Source organism: Thermophilibacter sp. (assembly GCF_966187215.1).
The window spans coordinates 17,049-33,838 of record NZ_CBIFYV010000040.1; the positions used below are offsets into that span (position 1 = coordinate 17,049).

Sequence of the window (16,790 nt, forward strand, 5' to 3'; positions counted from 1 at the left end):
CGTGCGGTCGCTTATGCAAACAGCTTGTTGATGTCCTCGACCGGCGTGCTCGGAACGCGCCTGATCTCCAGCTCGACCCCCCTTTCCTGGAGCTCCTTGAAGGCAGCGACGTCCTCGTCGCTCACCGCGACCGAAGTGGCGACCTGCCGCTTGCCCTCAGCCATGTGCATGTTGCCGATGTTCACCTTCTTGATGGGCACGCCGCCCTTGACGAGCGTGAGCACATCCTCGGGGTTCTCGGCAATGATGAATATCTTCTGCTTCGGCGACGCCTTGCTGATGATGTCGATGGTGTGCTGAAGCGAGAAGAACCTGGTGGCGACGCCCGTGGGGGCAGCCATCTTCATGAGGTTCTGGCGCATCGTGTTGGTGGAGACCTCGTCGTTGGCCACGAGGATCAGGTTGGAGCCGAGCGTGGAGTTCCACTGGGTGGCCACCTGGCCGTGGATGAGGCGGTTGTCGATGCGGGTGAGGAGAATGTTGGGCTCTGCCATGTTTCTCTTCCTTTCTCTGTCCGCGCGAAGGGGGCGACCCTCTTCGCGCCCGTTTCCTACTGGTCGATCTGCTGGATGGCGTAGCGCGAGACGTCGAGCATGGCGCCGGAGCGGACCTTGACGGTCACGCGGTCGCCGTTGACCTCCTTGACCACGCCGAAGATGCCGCCGCCGAACATGACCTCCTGGCCGGGCGCCAGCTCCTTGTGGACCTGGGCGAAGTACTGCCGCTTCTTGCGGCCCTTGACGTAGGACCAGACGGTGAGGACCACGCCCATGATGAGCAGGAAGACCGCCAGGACGATCGACGAGGCGAGGATGTTGTCGAGCAGGCTCTGGGGCATCAGATACCGTCACCGTCCTCGGGCTCGTCGGTGGCGGAGGCGTCGAGCACCGGATGGTCGATGCCCATGCGGCCGATCTCCACCGCCGTGGCCACGATCTCGTCGGCCGTGGTGGCGTCGGTGCGCATCGGCACGCACTCGAGCAGCATCGGGAGGTTGACGCCGGTGACCACCTGGACGCCGGGCGTGGAGGCGGCGACCATCATGGCCTGGTTGAACGGGGTGCCGCCGAGCAGGTCGCAGAAGACCACGACCTCGCCGCACTTCTCGACGAGACGGGCGATCTCGCCGGCGATCCTGTCGGGGAACTCGGCGGCCTCGTCCTCGAGGAACGTGACCACCGAGAAGTCGTCCTGCGGGCCGCCGACCATCTCAAGGGCGCTGCCGACCCCCTCCGCGAATATTCCGTGACCAGTGAGAATGCAGCCGACCATTGCGCGCTCCTTAGTTCGAGGCGTTCGTGTAACTGGTTACAACCAATGCTCTGATTAACCCACTCTAGCTGAAAGGCCTCACTTTTCCTCCATGATTCCTGCAAACTCGTACAAACTGCCGCTGGGGGGCGATTTGCTACCGTTCACCTTAGACGGTGGGTTTTATCTGGTCTTTTCCTGGGGGTAAACGCATGTTTCCCCCGACTTCGAACCTGTTTCGAGCTGGGGGCACTTACGTTTCCTTGCTTTTCTGCACCTTCACATTTTGGACCAACTGGTATTACTTCATGAGTACCTTGACGCGCTGAAATTTTTATGAGCTGCGCGTTATTGTTGCAACGGATGGCCCAATCGGGCGCCGCGAGCGCGCCGCACGCCGCGGCCCGGGGGCGAAACGCAAGGATTCGAAAGGGCGGGCCGGGCGGGACGCGGGGCGCGCCCGTCGCGACGCGGCGATAAGATGCGGGAGATACGCACTTCGACCGAGGGGAGCCCGGACCCATGATCGCAACCGTCACGCTCAACGCGTCCATCGACAAGGCCTACCAGCTCGCGTGCCCGCTCGTGGACGGCACGGTCATGCGCGTCGAGACGTGCATCGACAACGCCGGCGGCAAAGGGCTCAACGCCGCCCGCGCGGTGGCCACCTGCGGCGAGCACGTGCTGGCCACGGGCTTCGTGGGCGGCAACAACGGCCGGCTCCTCTGCGAGCTGCTCGATGCCGACGGCATAGATCACGACTTCGTGCGGGTGTCGAGCGAGACCCGCTGCTGCGTCAACGTGCTCGAGCCCGACGGGCGCTCCACCGAGTTCCTGGAGCCCGGGCGCCCCGTCAGCGAGTGCGAGCTGGCCGCGATGCGCGCCAAGATCGCCGAGGTCGCGGCCAAGGCGGACGTGGTGACGTTCAACGGCAGCGCGCCGGCGGGCGCGGGCGATGACATCTACCTGGAGCTCGTGCGCGTGGTGCGCGAGGCGGGCGCGCGGGCGATCCTGGACACCTCGGGCAAGCTGCTCGTGGGGAGCCTGGCCGCCCGCCCCGCTATGATCAAGCCCAACACCGATGAGATCTGCGCGATCCTGGGCCGCAAGCCCGAGTCCATCGACGAGATCGTGGCCGCCGCGCGCGAGGTGCACGAGACCCACGGCATCGAGCGCGTGGTGATTTCGCTCGGCGGCGACGGCTCGGTCATGGCCTGCGACGAGGGCGTCTTCCGCGGGCGCGCGCCCAAAATCGAGGTCGTGAACCCTGTGGGCTCCGGCGACACGATGGTCGGTGCCTTCGCGGTCGCCATGGCGCGTGGCCTGGGCGCGGCCGACTGCCTCGCGTACGCCATGAGCTGTGCGAGCGCCAACTGCCTCACGCCGAGCACCGGTCACTTCGACATGGCCGTGGCCGAGGAGCTGCGCGCCCAAACGACCGTCGAGCGTGTGGCGTAGGGCGGTCCTTCTCGCCACGCGCTTCTCGCCCGGGGCACCTCGCCTCACGCAGGCCAGGACCTCGGATCAGTAAGTGCTTTCAGAGACCTTGAGCATGTCGATAATCGCCAAAACGGGGCCGAAAGGACCATCGTTTGGCGATTCTCGACATGCTCAAGCAATCTGAAGGTGCGGAGGGCGCAGCCCGCGATCACGAGTGAGGCGCCGTGGGAAAGACCACGCGTGCCGAGAAGGTCGGCGGGTCGAGAAGCACGGCGACCTCGAGGCTCCCTCCCATCGACTCGGCGAGCGCGCGGGCAACGGCGAGCCCGAGCCCGGTGCCGCCGCCCGCGCGGGACGGGTCCCCCTGGTAGAAGCGCTCGGTCAGGCGCGCGACGTCGAGCCGGGCGGCCACGGCGGCGTCCACGGGGTTCTCCACGACGAGCTCCGTGCCGGCCACGCGCACGCGCGGCGCGCCGAATCCGTGCGCGAGGGCGTTGTCCAACAGGTTTGCCACCACGCGCGCGAGCGCGTCAGGATCCGCCAGCACGGGCGGCGCCGACTCGTCGAGCTCGACCTCGGGCTCCCAGCCGCGCGCGGAGAGCGCCCCGTAGCGCGCCGCCAGCGCCTCCCCCGCCGCGGCGCCCAGGTCGCACGGCACGAGCTCCGGCGAGAAGGACGGGTCGGACGCGCGCGCGTAGACAAAGAGGTCGTCGGTCAGCGCGCGCAGGTCGCCGAGACGACCGCGCGCGCCGTCGAGATAGCGCGCGGCGGCGGACCGGTCCTCGGCGCGGTCCGCGAGCTGCAGGTATCCGAGCGCCCCGGCGAGCGGCGTGCGCAGGTCGTGGCTGAGCGCGGAGAGCTGCTCGCGGAGGCGCTCGTCGGCGGAGCGGCGCGCAGAGGCGGCAGTCGCATCGGCCTCGAGATGACGGTCAACGGCACGGGCGAGCTCGCGCGTGTCGGGGTCGGCCGAGGTCAGGCGCGCGCGGGCTGCTGGGACTTCGCCCGCGCGGTCGAGCAGCTCGGCGAGCACCCGCAGGTCGCGCCGCCGCGCCCGGTCGCGCACCACGAGCCCGACGAGCGCGACGAGCGCCGCCGCGAGGGCGACGGCGAGGGCGGCGACCATCAGAGGTTCCTTCTCGCCAGCCTCGCCCACGAGAGCGCCCCGCCGAGCGCCACCCAGACGAGCGGCACCACCAGAACGAGCGCGGCGCGCGCCGAGTCGCCCGAGACGAGCGGGAGCGCGCCCATCGCCCACGCGCCGGACGGCAGGCAGCTCACGAACAGACCCAGCTGCACGGTGGGGTCGGCGGAGAGCGCCGCGCACACGATGAGGGCGAGCGTGGACAGCAGGCTCTCGAGGATGCCGCTCACCAGCAGGAACGTGAGGACGCAGACGCCGAGGAAGCCCAGGCCGTCCTCGCGCGCCCAGACGAGCAGCATCCCCACGGCCGAGTACGCCCACCCGACGAACGCCGCCACGAGGGCCCAGGGGACGAGCTCGCCGAGCGACGCCGGGCCGTCCGCCGAGCTCGGAACCATGAGCGGAGAGTAGCCACTCACGCCGGGGAGCAGGCGGCAGACGAGCGCGAGCAGCGACGACCACGCCGCGAGCGCGAGCGCCACTGCCCCGGCCGCGAGCAGGCGCGACGCCACGTAGCGCCCGCGACCGCGCTCGGCCAGACACGCGGCGCGCAGCCCCCTCGTCGCCGTGTCGTGCGTGACGAGGCCCGTCATCGCGAACGCGGATCCAAAGACCGTGCCCACGCTGAGCAGCATCCGGACCAGCGAACCCCAGAGGACCGCCATGGTGCTTGTCCCGTTCAGGGCAACCAGCGCCGGGATGCCCAGCATGACGGCCAGAACGAGCATCGGCAGGACCACCGCGCCCTTGAGGTAGGCGTCGCGCGAGAGCAGGTAGAGCGTCGAGCGAATCTGGTTGAGCATGGGGCTCACCGTCCCTTCTCGCCGTCCGCGGACGCGTCCTCGCGCCCGTCGATGATGCGCGTAAGCTCGCCCTCCAGGTCGGGCGCCGAGACGGACAGCTCGCTCACCGCGATGCCCGCGTCGAGAAGGACGCGGGCGAGCACCGTCCGGTCCGGCTCGCCGCCGCCCGGCGCGCGCACGACGAGCGCGTCGTCGGGGAGGACGCGCACCGTGAGGCCGGGCAGCTCCTCGGCGAGGGTCGCCACCGCGCGCTCCGGCGCGTCCACCCGCAGCGTGAGGCGCACGGAGCAGGCGTCGGCCAGCTCGTCGGCCGTGAGCTCGCGGACGAGGAAGCCGCCGCGCATGACGCCGTAGTGCGTGCAGATGCGGCCGAGGTGCGCGAGGTCGTGCGAGCTCACGACCACGGTCACACCGCGCTCGCGGGCGAGGCGGGCGACGAGGTCGCGCAGCGCGGCCGCCCCCGACGGGTCGATACCGCGCGTGGGCTCGTCGAGCAGCAGGACCTCGGGGTCGCCGAGCAGCGCGAGCGCTGCGCCGAGGCGCTGGAGCTGGCCGGTGGAGAGATCCTCCACGTAGTCGCCGCGCGGCCAGAGCGCACGGGCGCGCCCGTCGCCGGCCGTGTGCTCGGAGAGGCCCACCGCGGCGAGCGCCTCGCGACAGGCACGGACCGGATCGGGCAGGCCGAGCACGAGCGCGCGGTTCATGAGGTTCTCGAACGCGTCGAGCCGACCGTAGACGGCCGGCGCCCCGACGAGCGCGCCCACGCGCGGGTGCGCCTCGCCGGACGCGAGGTCGCGCCCGAGCACGCGCACCGATCCGGCGTCGCGGCGCACGAGCCCCGCCACGAGCCCGAGCAGCGTGGTCTTGCCCGCCCCGTTGGCCCCCACCAGCCCGTACACCGAGCCAGCCGGCACGTGCAGGTCCGCGTCGCGCACCGCGCGCACCCTGCGGAAGGACTTGCTCAGACCCGAGGTCTCGATCGCGTAGCCACCCATGGCTGCCTCCCCTCTCGCTGTCTCCCACGATACGCAGCGAGCGTCGAGAAAGGCGTCAGGAAGCTACAAGACTTTGACAAGAACGAGCGGCGTGCCGCGGCGTCCGGCCTTTGCCCCGTGCTCAAACAGCTTCGGCGCACAGGGCGCGCCTGCAGAACTGCGCGCGGGACAAAGGCCGGACGCCCTGGCAGCAGGACCTTCTCGTCTCACGCCCCCAGCTTGAAGCCGATGCCCCAGACGGTCTGGAGGTAGTCGTCGGTGCCGCTCGCGCGCAGCTTGGCGCGCAGGTTGCTCACGTGCGTGGCGATGGTGCGCTCGTCGGTGAGCGCCTCCTCGTTGCGCACGAGCTCGAAGAGGGCGCGCTTGGTGAAGACGCGGCCCGGCTCGCGCATCATCGCAGCGAGGATGTCGAACTCGGTGCGCGTGAGGCGCAGCGGCGCACCGTCCACGGAGAAGGTCCGCGCGGCGGAATCGAGCTCCCAGCGCCCCAGGCGCAGCGCGCGTCCCCCGACCGCACGCGCCGACCGCCCGGCGCGCAGCTGCACCTCAACGCGCGCGAGCAGCTCGTCGAGGTCGAACGGCTTGACCAGGTAGTCGCTGGCACCCGCGCGCAGCAGGCCCACGCGGTCCGTGACGGCGGACTTCGCCGACGTCACGATCACGGGCGCGACCACCCCGGCCGCGCGCAGGCGCCCGATGAGCTCCTCACCCGGCACGCCGGGGAGCATGAGGTCGAGGATCACCAGGTCGAAGCCGTGGTCCTTCTCGACGGTGAGCAGCGCCTCGGTACCCGAGAAGGCCGGGACGCACGCGTAGCCCTCCTGCCCGAGGAAGGTGCAGACCACCTCGGACAGCGCGGCGTCGTCCTCCACCACGAGGACGCGCGGGGCACCGTGTTCCCTAGCGCACAAACGGCCACTCCCCGCGGGCGAGCGCCTCGATGGCCTCGGCCACGGCGTCGTCCTCGCAGGCGCCGATGTGCCAGCGCGCCGCGGCGGCGGCCTCGGGCGTGGCGCCGGACACCGCCACGGAGTTGGGCACCGCCTCGAACATCGGCAGGTCGTTGTCCGCGTCGCCGAAGACCACCACCTCGTCGAGGCCCACGCCCAGCCGCTCGGCGAGCCAGCGCACCGCGGCGCCCTTGTTCCACCCGCGCGGCTGCATGTTGGAGAACCTGGGCATCGCGCGGTCCACGAAGAGCTCCGTGACCTCGGCGTTCAGGCGCGCGACCAGCGCGGCCATGTCATCGGGCGTCGTGCCCACGAACACGTTGGCCTTGACCACGGGGAGGGCGGGCAGCTCGGCGGCATCCGCGCAGGCCTCGGCATAGGTCGGGAAGGCCGGCGCCAGGTCCTCGCGCGTGCCCTCCACCAGAAGCGGCGTTGCGTCGTCGAAGACGAGCAGACCGGCGTGCAGCGTCTGGGCCACGATCGAGCGCACGCGCGCCAGGGCGTCGGCGGGCAGCGTCCGCTCGAGGACCTTCTCGCCGTGCAGGTAGATCTGCATGCCGTTGGTGGCCAGCACCGTGGAACAGCACGCGACGTCGTCGCCGAAGAAGCCCGTGGCCCAGGCGTAGCCGCGCCCGCTGGCCGGCCCCACCTCGATGCCCGCCTCGCGCGCCGCGCGAAAGGCGGCGCGGGTCCGCGGCGACACCTCGCGCGCGCCGCGCGGCAGGATGGTGCCGTCGATGTCGGTCAGGACGAGCCTCACGGGCTTCTCTGCCATGGTCTTCCCCCTCAGAGCGCGCACGGCGCGCGACGGTTTTCCTCAGTATATGATGCGGCAGCCCAGCTCCGCGGCGTCGGCGGCCACGAGGCCCCCGGGGTCGGCGTCCACGATCACGGCCTCGGCCGACGCGAGCGTGCCGAACCACAGCAGTCCCGGCGCGCGCACCTTGGCGTGGTCCATGAGCACGAAGGTACGGTCCGCGCAGGTGAGAAACGCCCGCTTGAGCTCGGCCATGTCCTGGTTGTTGGTCATGAGGCCGCGACCCGGCACGTAGGAGGTCGGCGTCACGAAGGCCTTGTCGGGATGGAGCAGCTCGAGGGTGCGGCACGCGAGGGGCCCGGCCGTGTAGCGGTGCCCCTTGCGCAGGCTGCCGCCGAGCATGATGACGTCGAGCGCGGGCGCAGAGCGGTCCACGTAGTCGGCGATCGTGAAGTCGTCGGTGACCACCGTGACGCCTGCGCGCCCGGAGATGGCGCGCACGAACTCGAGCGCCGTGGTCCCGGAGTCCACGAGCACGGAGTCGCCGTCCTCCACGAAGGGCGCCGCGAGCTGGGCGATGGCGCGCTTGGCCTCCGCGTTCACGTTGACGCGGCGGTCCTGCACCGAGACGGTGAGCGTCTTGGAGAGCGAGACCGCGCCTCCATGGGTGCGCCGCAGCTTGCCGTCGCGCGCAAGGGCGTCGAGGTCGCCGCGGGCCGTCACGCGACTGACGCCGAACGCCGCGGCAAGCTCCGTCACCTGGACGGACGTGGCCCGGTCGAGCATGGAGAGAATGGCGGCCCGGCGCTCCTCCGGTGACATGGGCCCCATCGCGGCGTCCCTGGGCACGGCGTGACCTCCTCGCTGAAATGTGGCGGAACTGTGTTTCCTTTGCTTTCCTTTAAGGCAATCTATCACAGTGCTTTTGCTTTCCTTTTGACAAATGACCGACGGGAGGGGCGCTCGTGAACGTGCGGCAATCGCCATCGCTCACAAGTTGGGCGCTTTTTGGAGCAGCCGCCAAGTTTCCGAAAAACGCGCAAGCCCCTGAGCTGGCTCTTTGCGATGCGGAACCCGCCGGCTACTCGCAGGACCCCTCAAAAACCGCCCAACTTGTGAGATGTCCCATCTGCGCAGCAGCACATCGCCTGCGTTTGCTTGCCCTTTGCCGGCCAGGCGCGCCCGCCCGCGACCCGTGCCGTGCCCGCGGCGGGCGCGGCCCTCGTACAATGGCCCCAAGGTACCCGAACCGAAGGGAGCTTAGATGCTCGTCACCACCAAGGAGATGCTGCTCGACGCCCAGGCCAACCACTACGCCGTCGGCGCGTTCAACATCGAGAGCCTCGAGTTCGTCATGGCCGTGCTCGCCGCCGCCGAGGAGACCAAGTCCCCGGTGATCATGCAGACCACGCCCGGCACCGTGAAGTTCGCCGGCCTGGACTACTTCCACGGCCTGGTCAAGGCCGCGGCCGAGCGCGCGAGCGTGCCGGTGGCGCTGCACCTCGACCACGGCGACGGCTACGACCGCTGCATGCAGGCCCTGCGCGTGGGCTACACCTCCGTCATGATCGACGGCTCCCACGAGTCCTTCGAGGACAACATCGCCCTCACCAAGTCCGTGGCCGACGCTGGCCGCGCCATGGGCGTACCCGTCGAGGCCGAGCTCGGCAAGGTCGGCGGCAAGGAGGACGACGGCCCGGCCGTGGAGGGCGAGAACCCCTACACCGACCCGGATGAGGCTCGCGAGTTCGTCGAGCGCACCGGCTGCACCTCGCTCGCCATCGGCGTGGGCACCGCGCACGGCGTCTACACCGAGACCCCGCACATCGAGCAAGACGTCGTGAAGGCCATCCGCGCCGCCGTGGACGTGCCGCTCGTGCTCCACGGCACCTCCGGCGTGCCCGACGAGCAGGTGGCTGAGGCCGTCAAGAACGGCATCTGCAAGGTCAACTACGCCACCGAGCTGCGCCAGGCCTACATGCGCGGCTTCATGGGCTACATGGCCGAGAACCCCGACGCCTTCGATCCCAAGAAGCCGGCCAAGCCGGGCATGGAGGAGATCACCAAGCTCGTCAAGGTCCGCATGACCAACCTCGGCTCCGTGGGCCGCGCGTAGCCAGCCGCGTCGCATCCGCCCTGCCAGGGACCGCCCCCGCGCGTCGGAGGCGGTCCCTTTTCTGCATCTTCCCAGCTCACGAGCCCCGCAACCAAGAGTTGCGTAAATTCCCACCAAACTTGCTGGCCCGCTCGGACCCCAGGCCCTACGGTAGGGGCACGGTACCGACACGATGGGTCAGCGCGGGCTCCCCGCCCGCGCGCGTCATGCAGGAGCAACCATGAACGTGGAGATCGCCCAGCGCCTCGCGGAGCTGCGTCGCGCCAAGGGCTACAGCCAGGAGTCGCTCGCGCACGAGCTGGGGCTCTCGCGCCAGGCCGTGTCAAAATGGGAGCGAGCGGAGAGCTCGCCGGACACCGAGAACCTCATCGCGCTCGCGCGCCTGTACGGCGTGAGCCTCGACGAGCTCCTTCGCGTGGGAGACGACATCAAGGATGACGTGGCGTTCGAGAACGCCGAGCGCGCCGGCGCCCGCGACGAGGCCGAGGCCGAGCGCCGCGCCGATCGCGAGACGGCGACCCAGGCGGCCCAGGCAGCGGCCGAGGCCAGCCGCGCCGCGGCCCAGGCGGCCGAGGCCGCCACGCAGGCGAGCCGGCACGTGGCGCGGGCGAGCGCGGAGGGCCGCGGCGGGGAGCGGGGGCGCTGGCGCTCGTTTCCCTACGCGACCTGCATGGTCGCGCTCTGGCTCGTGCTCACCCTCTTCGGCGGCGCGCCCTTCTCGTTTCTGGTGTTCTTCACCATTCCCGTGTACCGGTGGCTCGCCGGCATCATGGACGAGGCCGAGCGCCGCGCCGACGAGCGCGACGAGGGAGAGGGGCGTGCGTGACCATGAGGGCGTTTGACCATCTGACAAGGGCCGAGAAGGCCAAGGTCGTCGTTGCCGCTGTGCTTATCGTGCTGTTCATCGGGTTCCCCCTGATGGTGGCCGCGAGCCACGGGGCACTCGGCATCGATATCTCGCTCTCGGGCTGCTCGTCCTCCGGCGAGCCGACCACGCTCGCCGATCCCGTCTCCGAGCACGCCTCGTTCGCGGCGGACGGGGTGCGCGGCCTGGACGTCACCTGGCACGGCGGCTCGCTCGTCGTGGAGCGCGGCCCCGTCGACGCCGTGGAGGTGCGCGAGGAGGTGCCCGCCGGCACCTACGAAATGGATCCCACGCGCGCCACGTTCACGATGCGCGGAGACACCCTCGTCGTCGACGACGGCCTGCCCGGGTCGGACGGCGGGCGGGCCTATCCCGACATGCGCCTCACGATCACGCTGCCGCAGGACAGCGCCCCCGCCCTCGGAAGCATCGAGCTCGCGACCGACTCGGCACGGGTCAGCGTGGGGGACCTGTCGTGCGAGAAGCTCGCGGTGTCGTCGGTGAGCGCGTCGGTCGAGCTGAGCGGCGTCACGGCGGACGGCGCCGAGCTGGCCGACGTGAGCGGCTCGTACGCGCTGAGCGCATCGACGATCGGCGAGCTCGAGGTCAGCACCGTTTCGGGAAGCCAGACGCTGGAGTTTGGAGACGACCTCCCGCGCTCGCTGCGCGTCTCGTCGGTCAGCGGCGACACTACGCTGACCCTGCCCGCGGGCGCCGGCCTCACCCTCCACGTGCCCGAGGCGCTCGGCCCCGACCTGCGCCTCAGGGACGGCATCACCCGCCAGGACGAGACCACCTACCGCTCCGGCGACGGTGCGCTCGACGTCACCCTCGACTCCGTCGGCGGCACCCTCACCGTCGCGTGAGCGCGCGGGTTACGTACACACGCGGCGGTTACGTACGCAGTTGCATCTTTGAAATGACCTTCTCGTCAGAAAATCCGCAGGTCACGTGCGTGGCGAGAAGCACGTCGAACGTGCGGCAGTGTACGTAACCGCCGCGAGCGCGCGTAAACCCCGAGGAACCGGCGCGGCGCGCGTCAATCGTCGGCCAGGGCCTCGATGACCCGGACGTCGCGCTCGCCGCCCGCACAGGCGTCGGCGACCAGACGACCCGGGTCGCGGTCCATGATCACCACGTCGATGCCGTCGGGCCGGGCGAAGCGCAGAAACGACCGCCCGGCGCCCACCTTGCTCGAGTCCATCAGCACGACGCGCGTGCGCGCGTGGCGCAGGAACTCCACCTTGGCGTGGGCGGTCTCCTCGTACTCCGCCAGGAAGCCGAAGCTCGGCTCGAACCCGTCGGCGCCGAGGAACACCTGGTCAAGATAGATGTCCGCCAGGCTCGCCGCGACCAGGGGCCCGTAGTAGTGCCGGTACTCGCGCGAGAGCGTGCCGCCCGTGCACATGACCGTGATCTCGGGCAGGTGCTGCTCGGCGTACTCGATGATGTGGCACGAGTTGGTCACGATGGAGACGCCGCGTCTGCCCCGCAGCGCCTTCACGAACTCGAGCGTGGTGGAGCCGCTCCCCACCAGGATCATCTCGCCGTCGCTCACGCGCTCGGCCGCCGCCCGCGCGATGGCCTGCTTGGCGCGCACGTTCTTGCGCACGCGCTCCGAGACGCGCGGCACCACGTACTCGGTGATGGGCACGGCGCCGCCGTGCGTCCGCTTGAGGCGTCCCTCGCCCTCCAGGTAGTCGAGGTCGCCGCGGGCGGTCACGGCGGAGACCCCGCACTCCCGGCAGATGTCGGAGATGAGCACCGACGAGTGGTTCTCGAGCATGTCAACGATGCGCTGTCGCCGCTCCGCGGCGAGCATGCGCGGCTGCCCCGCGGCCATATCGATCCCCCCGATCCGTTGGCCCCAGTCCGTCTCCCAGCGTACGGGGAGGTACTTGCGCCCCCCTTGCGCTCTCCGAGAAGTGAAGGAAAACGTCGGCGGACGGCGGGGTCGCGCCCGCGCGGCGAGAAGGTCGGAGACGCACCCGCGTGCCCGACGCCCCCGGCCGGGCGCTACGACAGGCGCGTCACCTCGATGGAGCGCGCGATCTGGTCCACGAGCGCGAAGTCGCCCAGGCCCGCGCACATGGCCACGTTGCCGCCCGTGGCCATCGCCCGCACGAGCGCCGGCTCCACGGCGCCGCGGTCCGCGAGCCACAGCGACAGGAAGCTCGCCAGCGTGGCGTCGCCGGCGCAGGCCGTGGAGAGCACCTCGACCGTGGCCGCGCTCGCGCGCCACACGTGCTCCCCGTTGGAGAAGTACGCGCCGTCCCCGCCGAGCGTGAGCAGCACGTTCTGCGCGCCGCGCTCGTGGAGGTGCGCCAGCGCCGCCAGGACGTCAGCCTCGTCGGACACGTTCACGCCGAAGATCTCGGCGACCTCCTCGTCGTTGGGCTTGATGAGCAGCGGTCGGCGCTCAACCAGCTCGGCGAGGTGCGGGTGCGAGATGTCGAGCACGAACTCCGCGCCCCTCTGCTCGCACACGTCGATGAGCTCATCGTAGTAGCTCGCGTCCATCTGGGGCGAGAGGCTGCCCGACACCACCAGGCACTCGAGGTCGTCGGCGGCGCGCAGCATGTCGAGCAGCTCGAGCTGCTTCTCGCGGCTGACCGGCGCGCCGGCGTTGGGGAACTTGTACTCCCCCTCCGGCGTGGTCACGAAGACGTTGACGCGCGTGATGCCGTCGATGGTCACCGGGCGCACCGGGCAGACCTTGGACGCCTCGCGCACCACGTAGTCGCCCGAGAACCCGCCGAAGAAGCCCAGGATCACGGAGTCCACGCCATAGTGCTTGAGCGTGAACGAGACGTTGAGCCCCTTGCCGTTCGGCGTGTAGACCGCGTCGGTGGTGCGGTTGACCTTCTTGGTGGTCAGCGTGCCCGCGTTGACGTTCATGTCGACGGCGGGGTTGGTGGTGAGCGTGTAGAGCACGGAGACTCCTTCCGGGTGCTTGCGTTGGAAAAAGGGCCCGACGCGCAGGCGCCGGGCCCCGGGCGTGCCTCTGTCGGAGGGCTAGGCTTCCATGACGCCCGCGAGGCCCTCGTTGACGATCGCGGCGATCTCGGCCGCGTCCGAGGACGCCTGGATGCGGGAGCGGAAGCCCTCGTCCATGAGCAGGACCGCGACGCTGGAGAGCAGCCGCAGGTGCTCGGCGCCGCCCGACACGGTGTTGAGCAGCACGATGGCGCAGGTGATGGGCTCCTTGTCCATCGACTCCCACGCGATGCCGCTCGTGAACTTCACCACCATGACGCCCGGCGCGCAGACGGCGTCGGTCTTGGCGTGCGGGATGGCGAAGCCCCCCATCATGCCGGTGGTGCCCTCCGCCTCGCGGGCCTGGATGGCCTTGGCCACGGCCGCGGCGTCGGTCGCCAGGCCCAGCGAGACGGCTTTCTGCGCGATGAGCTCGATCGCCTCGTCGACCGTCTGGGCCGACTGGCCGAGAAGTACGTGGGACGCGGGGACGAACTCGCTCATCGCTGGCTCCTTACTCGGCGACCTTGCCGCCGTTCTTGTCGTACTCGTGCTTCTTGAAGAGCACGAACAGGATACCACCGATGACGGCACCGATCAGAATGGCGATCACCCACTGCAGGCCGCCGTCGACCACGGGCAGCACGAGGAAGCCGCCGTGAGGCGCCGGGTCGTGGACGCCCAGGAAGATCGTCAGGATCGAGGCGATCGAGGAGCCGAGCATCATGATCGGCATCACGGGCCAGATGTTCTTGGTCATGAACGGGATGGCGCCCTCGGTGATGTGCGTGCAGCCCAGGATCAGGTTGACGATGCCCGCATCGTGGTCCTCCTGCGAGAAGTACTTCTTGCCCACCACCACGGCGAAGGTGGTGATCAGCGGCGGCACGATGCACGCGGCGGAGACGGCGGCCATGAAGTTGGTGCCGAAGTTGTACTCCGCGGTGCCCACGCCGGCCTCGATGGCGGTGGTGAGCAGCAGGGTGCCGGTGGTGTAGGCGGCCTTGTTGACGGGGCCGCCCATGTCAAACGCGCACATGCAGCCGATGGCCAGGCCCAGCGGGATGGGGCCGGCGTTGTAGAGGCCCTGCAGGAAGTCCATCATCGCCTGGTTGATGGCGGCCATGGGGCCGGAGATGCCGAGCATGACCAGGCCCACGATGAAGGTGGAGCACAGCGGGTAGAGGAACATCGCCTTGAGGCCGTTGAGGCTGTGGGGCAGCCCGCTGAAGACCTTCTCCAGCAGCACGATGACGTAGCCGGCGAGGAAGCCGCCGACGATGCCGCCGAGGAAGCCGAAGCCGACGCCGGCGCCACCGGCGTCGATGAGGCCGGTCTCGGCGTTGACGGGCAGGCCCTGGATGGCAATCATGCCGGCGACGAAGCCGGGGACGAGCGCCGGGCGCTTGCCGATGGACTCGGCGATGTAGGCCGACAGCACCGGGACCATGAGGTTCATGGCGATGCCGCCGATGATCTTGAGCATCGCGGCGAACGCGTTGTAGTCGGACGCCGTGGAGTCATAGGACGTGATGCCCCACAGGAACGACAGCGCCGTGAGCACGCCGCCGGCGACGACGAAGACCAGCATGTGGCTGACGCCGTTCATCAGGTGGCGGTAGATCTGGTGGCCGATGGACTCCTTCTCGGGGGCCGCGGCGTCCTCGGAGGCGTTGGCGACCTCGGAGCTGAGCTCGCCCTCGGCCTTGGCGGCGAGCGCCTTGTCGATGAGGCCGTTCGGGTCCTTGATGGCGGCGGTCACGCCCACGCTCACGAGCGGCTTGCCCTCGAAGCGCTCGGGCTGGACGTCCTTGTCGGCCGCGATGATGACGGCCTTGCACGCCTTGATCTCGGCCGGGGTCACCTCGTTCTCGGGGCCGACCTGACCCTGGGTCTCCACCTTGATGGTGAGACCGCGGGCCTCGGCGGCCTTCTCGAGCGCCTCCTTGGCCATGTACGTGTGCGCGATGCCCGTCGGGCAGCCCGTCACGGCCAGAAGGTCGTAGGTGGTCTTCTCTGCCATCCCACTCTCCTCTCCATTGCTCTTGGCGCCCGCGGGCGCCCTGCGTTACGCGTTCCTCACATGATATACGCAAACTCTTCACGCGAACACCACAGGAGGACTCCTTGGAGAAAGGATAGCGGAGAGAAACGAAAGAAAACGAAAGAAACGAACGGGCCGGTGAGTTCGTCCGCTCACCGGCCCGCTCGGGCCGCTGGTACTTTTCTTTTGAGCCGCGTGGCGAGAAACGAAAGCCGCCCGGACCCGACCGCGATCAGCCGCGCAGACGCAGCGCCTCGTAGGCGCAGCCGTACATGGCCGCCTGGTTGCCGAGCGAGGCCGCCTCGATGCGCACGCCCGCGCAGGTGGGGAGCGCCAGCTCGTGGAAGCGCTCGCGCAGCCGCGGCGCGAAGGTGGCGAAGGCCCCGCCCACGCCGCCGCCGATGAGGTAGAGCGCCGGGTCGATCACGCAGGAGATCTGCGACATGGCCAGGGCCAGGTAGTCGCACATCTGGTCGACGGCGATCCGCGCGCACTCGTCGCCCTGCTCGAGCGCCCCGAAGACCGAGAGGGTGTCGGTGGCGTGCTCGATGTGGACGGGCGTGACGCCGCGGCTCTCGCAGGCCTCCAGGTAGAGCCGCACCACGCCGGTGGCCGATGCGTACTGCTCCAGGCAACCGTGGCGGCCGCAGCCGCAGGCGCGCGGCTCGTCGCGGCGCACGGTGATGTGGCCCGCCTCGCCGCCCGCGCCGAAGGCCCCGGCCACGAGCCGGCCGCCCACCACCACGCCGGCGCCCACGCCGGTGCCCAGGGCGAGCAGCACGAAGCTAGAGACGTCGCGCGCGGACCCCGCCCACAGCTCGCCGAGCGCGGCGGCGTTGGCGTCGTTGACGAAGGCCGTGGTCGTCTGCGGGAGGTAGTGGCTCAGCGCGCCGACGAGCCCCTCGGGGTCGAGCTGGATGTTGGGGAGAAACCCGACCGTGCCGTCGTCGGCCACGGGGCCGGGGATGTCCAGGCCGCACGCGACCACGTCCGCGGGCGTCGCGTCGTGCGCGGCGAGCACGCGGCCGAGCCCCTCGGTGACCTGCGCGAACGCCGCCTCGTCAACGAGTGCCGGCGTGGGGATCTTGCGCTCCTCGAGCAGCTCGCCCTCGGGCGTGAACAGCCCCACCTTGATGCTCGTGCCACCCACATCGATGCCGAGGACCCTGTCCATGTCCGCCTCCCCACCCCCGGGCGCGCCGGGAACGTGACCTCATGCCGCCACCGATGATAGGCGGGCGGCGCCCGCGAGGCGGCGAGCCCCGGCGCGAGGGGCGCCATCCGCGTCGCGAGCGGACGGCCGCGGCGCGGGCCGGAGGTTTTGTCCCGTGCGGCCGCGCCGGGCCGGCGGCGGCTACACTGGGGACAGCGCGCGGCCGCGACCACGACCCCAAGAAGAACCACGACAGAAAAGAGCACCCCTCACACGAACGCCTCCCAAACCAACGCCCG

Annotated in this window: 18 protein-coding genes; 4 read left to right on the forward strand and 14 right to left on the reverse strand. The window is 70.2% G+C overall.

Annotation, left to right across the window (positions count from 1 at the left end):
• Positions 1-11: 11 nt before the first annotated feature.
• From agaV to ACWTSU_RS03570, 3 genes are read right to left on the reverse strand one after another with little or no spacing between them, the layout of a single operon-like run.
• The gene (gene agaV, locus ACWTSU_RS03560; RefSeq protein ID WP_455136669.1) at positions 12-494 is read right to left on the reverse strand and encodes a PTS N-acetylgalactosamine transporter subunit IIB; all 483 of its coding nucleotides are present in this window, start codon (positions 492-494) and stop codon (positions 12-14) included.
• Positions 495-550: 56 nt separating this feature from the next.
• Entirely contained in the window at positions 551-838 is a 288-nt protein-coding gene (locus ACWTSU_RS03565; RefSeq protein WP_455138504.1) for a preprotein translocase subunit YajC, read from the reverse strand.
• Positions 838-1,272 carry a PTS sugar transporter subunit IIA domain-containing protein gene (locus ACWTSU_RS03570; protein ID WP_455138505.1) on the reverse strand — a complete coding sequence of 145 codons (435 nt, stop codon included), beginning with the start codon at positions 1,270-1,272 and terminating at the stop codon, positions 838-840. Before ACWTSU_RS03570 ends, ACWTSU_RS03565 begins: the two co-directional genes overlap by 1 nt.
• A gap of 501 nt (positions 1,273-1,773) precedes the next feature.
• On the opposite strand from ACWTSU_RS03570, the gene ACWTSU_RS03575 reads away from it, so the two are divergent.
• On the forward strand, positions 1,774-2,709 hold the full coding sequence (locus tag ACWTSU_RS03575; RefSeq protein WP_455138506.1) for a 1-phosphofructokinase family hexose kinase: 936 nt from the start codon (positions 1,774-1,776) through the stop codon (positions 2,707-2,709).
• Positions 2,710-2,899: 190 nt separating this feature from the next.
• On the opposite strand, the gene ACWTSU_RS03580 is transcribed toward ACWTSU_RS03575, so the two are convergent.
• The 6 genes from ACWTSU_RS03580 to ACWTSU_RS03605 all read right to left on the reverse strand — a co-directional run bounded on the left by ACWTSU_RS03580 (position 2,900) and on the right by ACWTSU_RS03605 (position 8,186).
• Positions 2,900-3,814 carry a sensor histidine kinase gene (locus tag ACWTSU_RS03580; RefSeq protein WP_455138507.1) on the reverse strand — a complete coding sequence of 305 codons (915 nt, stop codon included), beginning with the start codon at positions 3,812-3,814 and terminating at the stop codon, positions 2,900-2,902.
• Positions 3,814-4,635, reverse strand: a complete 822-nt coding sequence (locus ACWTSU_RS03585) for a hypothetical protein (RefSeq protein ID WP_455138508.1) — start codon at positions 4,633-4,635, stop codon at positions 3,814-3,816. The genes ACWTSU_RS03580 and ACWTSU_RS03585 overlap by 1 nt, the downstream gene beginning before the upstream one ends.
• Positions 4,636-4,640: 5 nt before the next feature.
• Positions 4,641-5,630: an ABC transporter ATP-binding protein gene (locus ACWTSU_RS03590; RefSeq protein WP_455138509.1), complete on the reverse strand. Its 990-nt coding sequence runs from the start codon at positions 5,628-5,630 to the stop codon at positions 4,641-4,643.
• Between the two features lie 206 nt (positions 5,631-5,836).
• On the reverse strand, positions 5,837-6,541 hold the full coding sequence (locus ACWTSU_RS03595) for a response regulator transcription factor (RefSeq protein WP_455138510.1): 705 nt from the start codon (positions 6,539-6,541) through the stop codon (positions 5,837-5,839).
• The gene (locus tag ACWTSU_RS03600; RefSeq protein WP_455138511.1) at positions 6,531-7,355 is read right to left on the reverse strand and encodes an HAD family hydrolase; all 825 of its coding nucleotides are present in this window, start codon (positions 7,353-7,355) and stop codon (positions 6,531-6,533) included. The genes ACWTSU_RS03595 and ACWTSU_RS03600 overlap by 11 nt, the downstream gene beginning before the upstream one ends.
• Positions 7,356-7,397: 42 nt before the next feature.
• Positions 7,398-8,186, reverse strand: coding sequence for a DeoR/GlpR family DNA-binding transcription regulator (locus ACWTSU_RS03605; protein ID WP_455138512.1), 789 nt, complete (start codon positions 8,184-8,186; stop codon positions 7,398-7,400).
• 415 nt (positions 8,187-8,601) lie between these two features.
• Here ACWTSU_RS03605 and ACWTSU_RS03610 point away from each other — a divergent pair, with 415 nt between their 5' ends.
• The 3 genes from ACWTSU_RS03610 to ACWTSU_RS03620 all read left to right on the forward strand — a co-directional run bounded on the left by ACWTSU_RS03610 (position 8,602) and on the right by ACWTSU_RS03620 (position 11,184).
• Complete coding sequence (locus tag ACWTSU_RS03610; protein WP_455136679.1) at positions 8,602-9,453, forward strand: class II fructose-bisphosphate aldolase; 852 nt, start codon at positions 8,602-8,604, stop codon at positions 9,451-9,453.
• Between the two features lie 220 nt (positions 9,454-9,673).
• Entirely contained in the window at positions 9,674-10,279 is a 606-nt protein-coding gene (locus tag ACWTSU_RS03615; RefSeq protein WP_455138513.1) for a helix-turn-helix transcriptional regulator, read from the forward strand.
• Between the two features lie 2 nt (positions 10,280-10,281).
• On the forward strand, positions 10,282-11,184 hold the full coding sequence (locus tag ACWTSU_RS03620) for a DUF4097 family beta strand repeat-containing protein (RefSeq protein WP_455138519.1): 903 nt from the start codon (positions 10,282-10,284) through the stop codon (positions 11,182-11,184).
• A 173-nt stretch (positions 11,185-11,357) separates the two neighbouring features.
• Here the strand turns inward: ACWTSU_RS03620 and ACWTSU_RS03625 are convergent, their stop codons facing one another.
• The 5 genes from ACWTSU_RS03625 to ACWTSU_RS03645 form a co-directional block, all read right to left on the reverse strand.
• The gene (locus tag ACWTSU_RS03625; RefSeq protein ID WP_455138514.1) at positions 11,358-12,161 is read right to left on the reverse strand and encodes a DeoR/GlpR family DNA-binding transcription regulator; all 804 of its coding nucleotides are present in this window, start codon (positions 12,159-12,161) and stop codon (positions 11,358-11,360) included.
• A 173-nt stretch (positions 12,162-12,334) separates the two neighbouring features.
• A complete protein-coding gene (locus ACWTSU_RS03630; protein ID WP_455138515.1) occupies positions 12,335-13,252 on the reverse strand; it encodes a 1-phosphofructokinase family hexose kinase in 918 nt (305 codons plus the stop codon).
• A gap of 81 nt (positions 13,253-13,333) precedes the next feature.
• On the reverse strand, positions 13,334-13,798 hold the full coding sequence (locus tag ACWTSU_RS03635; protein ID WP_455138516.1) for a PTS sugar transporter subunit IIA: 465 nt from the start codon (positions 13,796-13,798) through the stop codon (positions 13,334-13,336).
• A 10-nt stretch (positions 13,799-13,808) separates the two neighbouring features.
• Positions 13,809-15,317: a PTS fructose transporter subunit IIC gene (locus ACWTSU_RS03640; RefSeq protein ID WP_455138517.1), complete on the reverse strand. Its 1,509-nt coding sequence runs from the start codon at positions 15,315-15,317 to the stop codon at positions 13,809-13,811.
• 253 nt (positions 15,318-15,570) lie between these two features.
• Positions 15,571-16,512, reverse strand: coding sequence for an ROK family protein (locus tag ACWTSU_RS03645; RefSeq protein ID WP_455138518.1), 942 nt, complete (start codon positions 16,510-16,512; stop codon positions 15,571-15,573).
• Between the last annotated feature and the right edge of the window lie 278 nt (positions 16,513-16,790).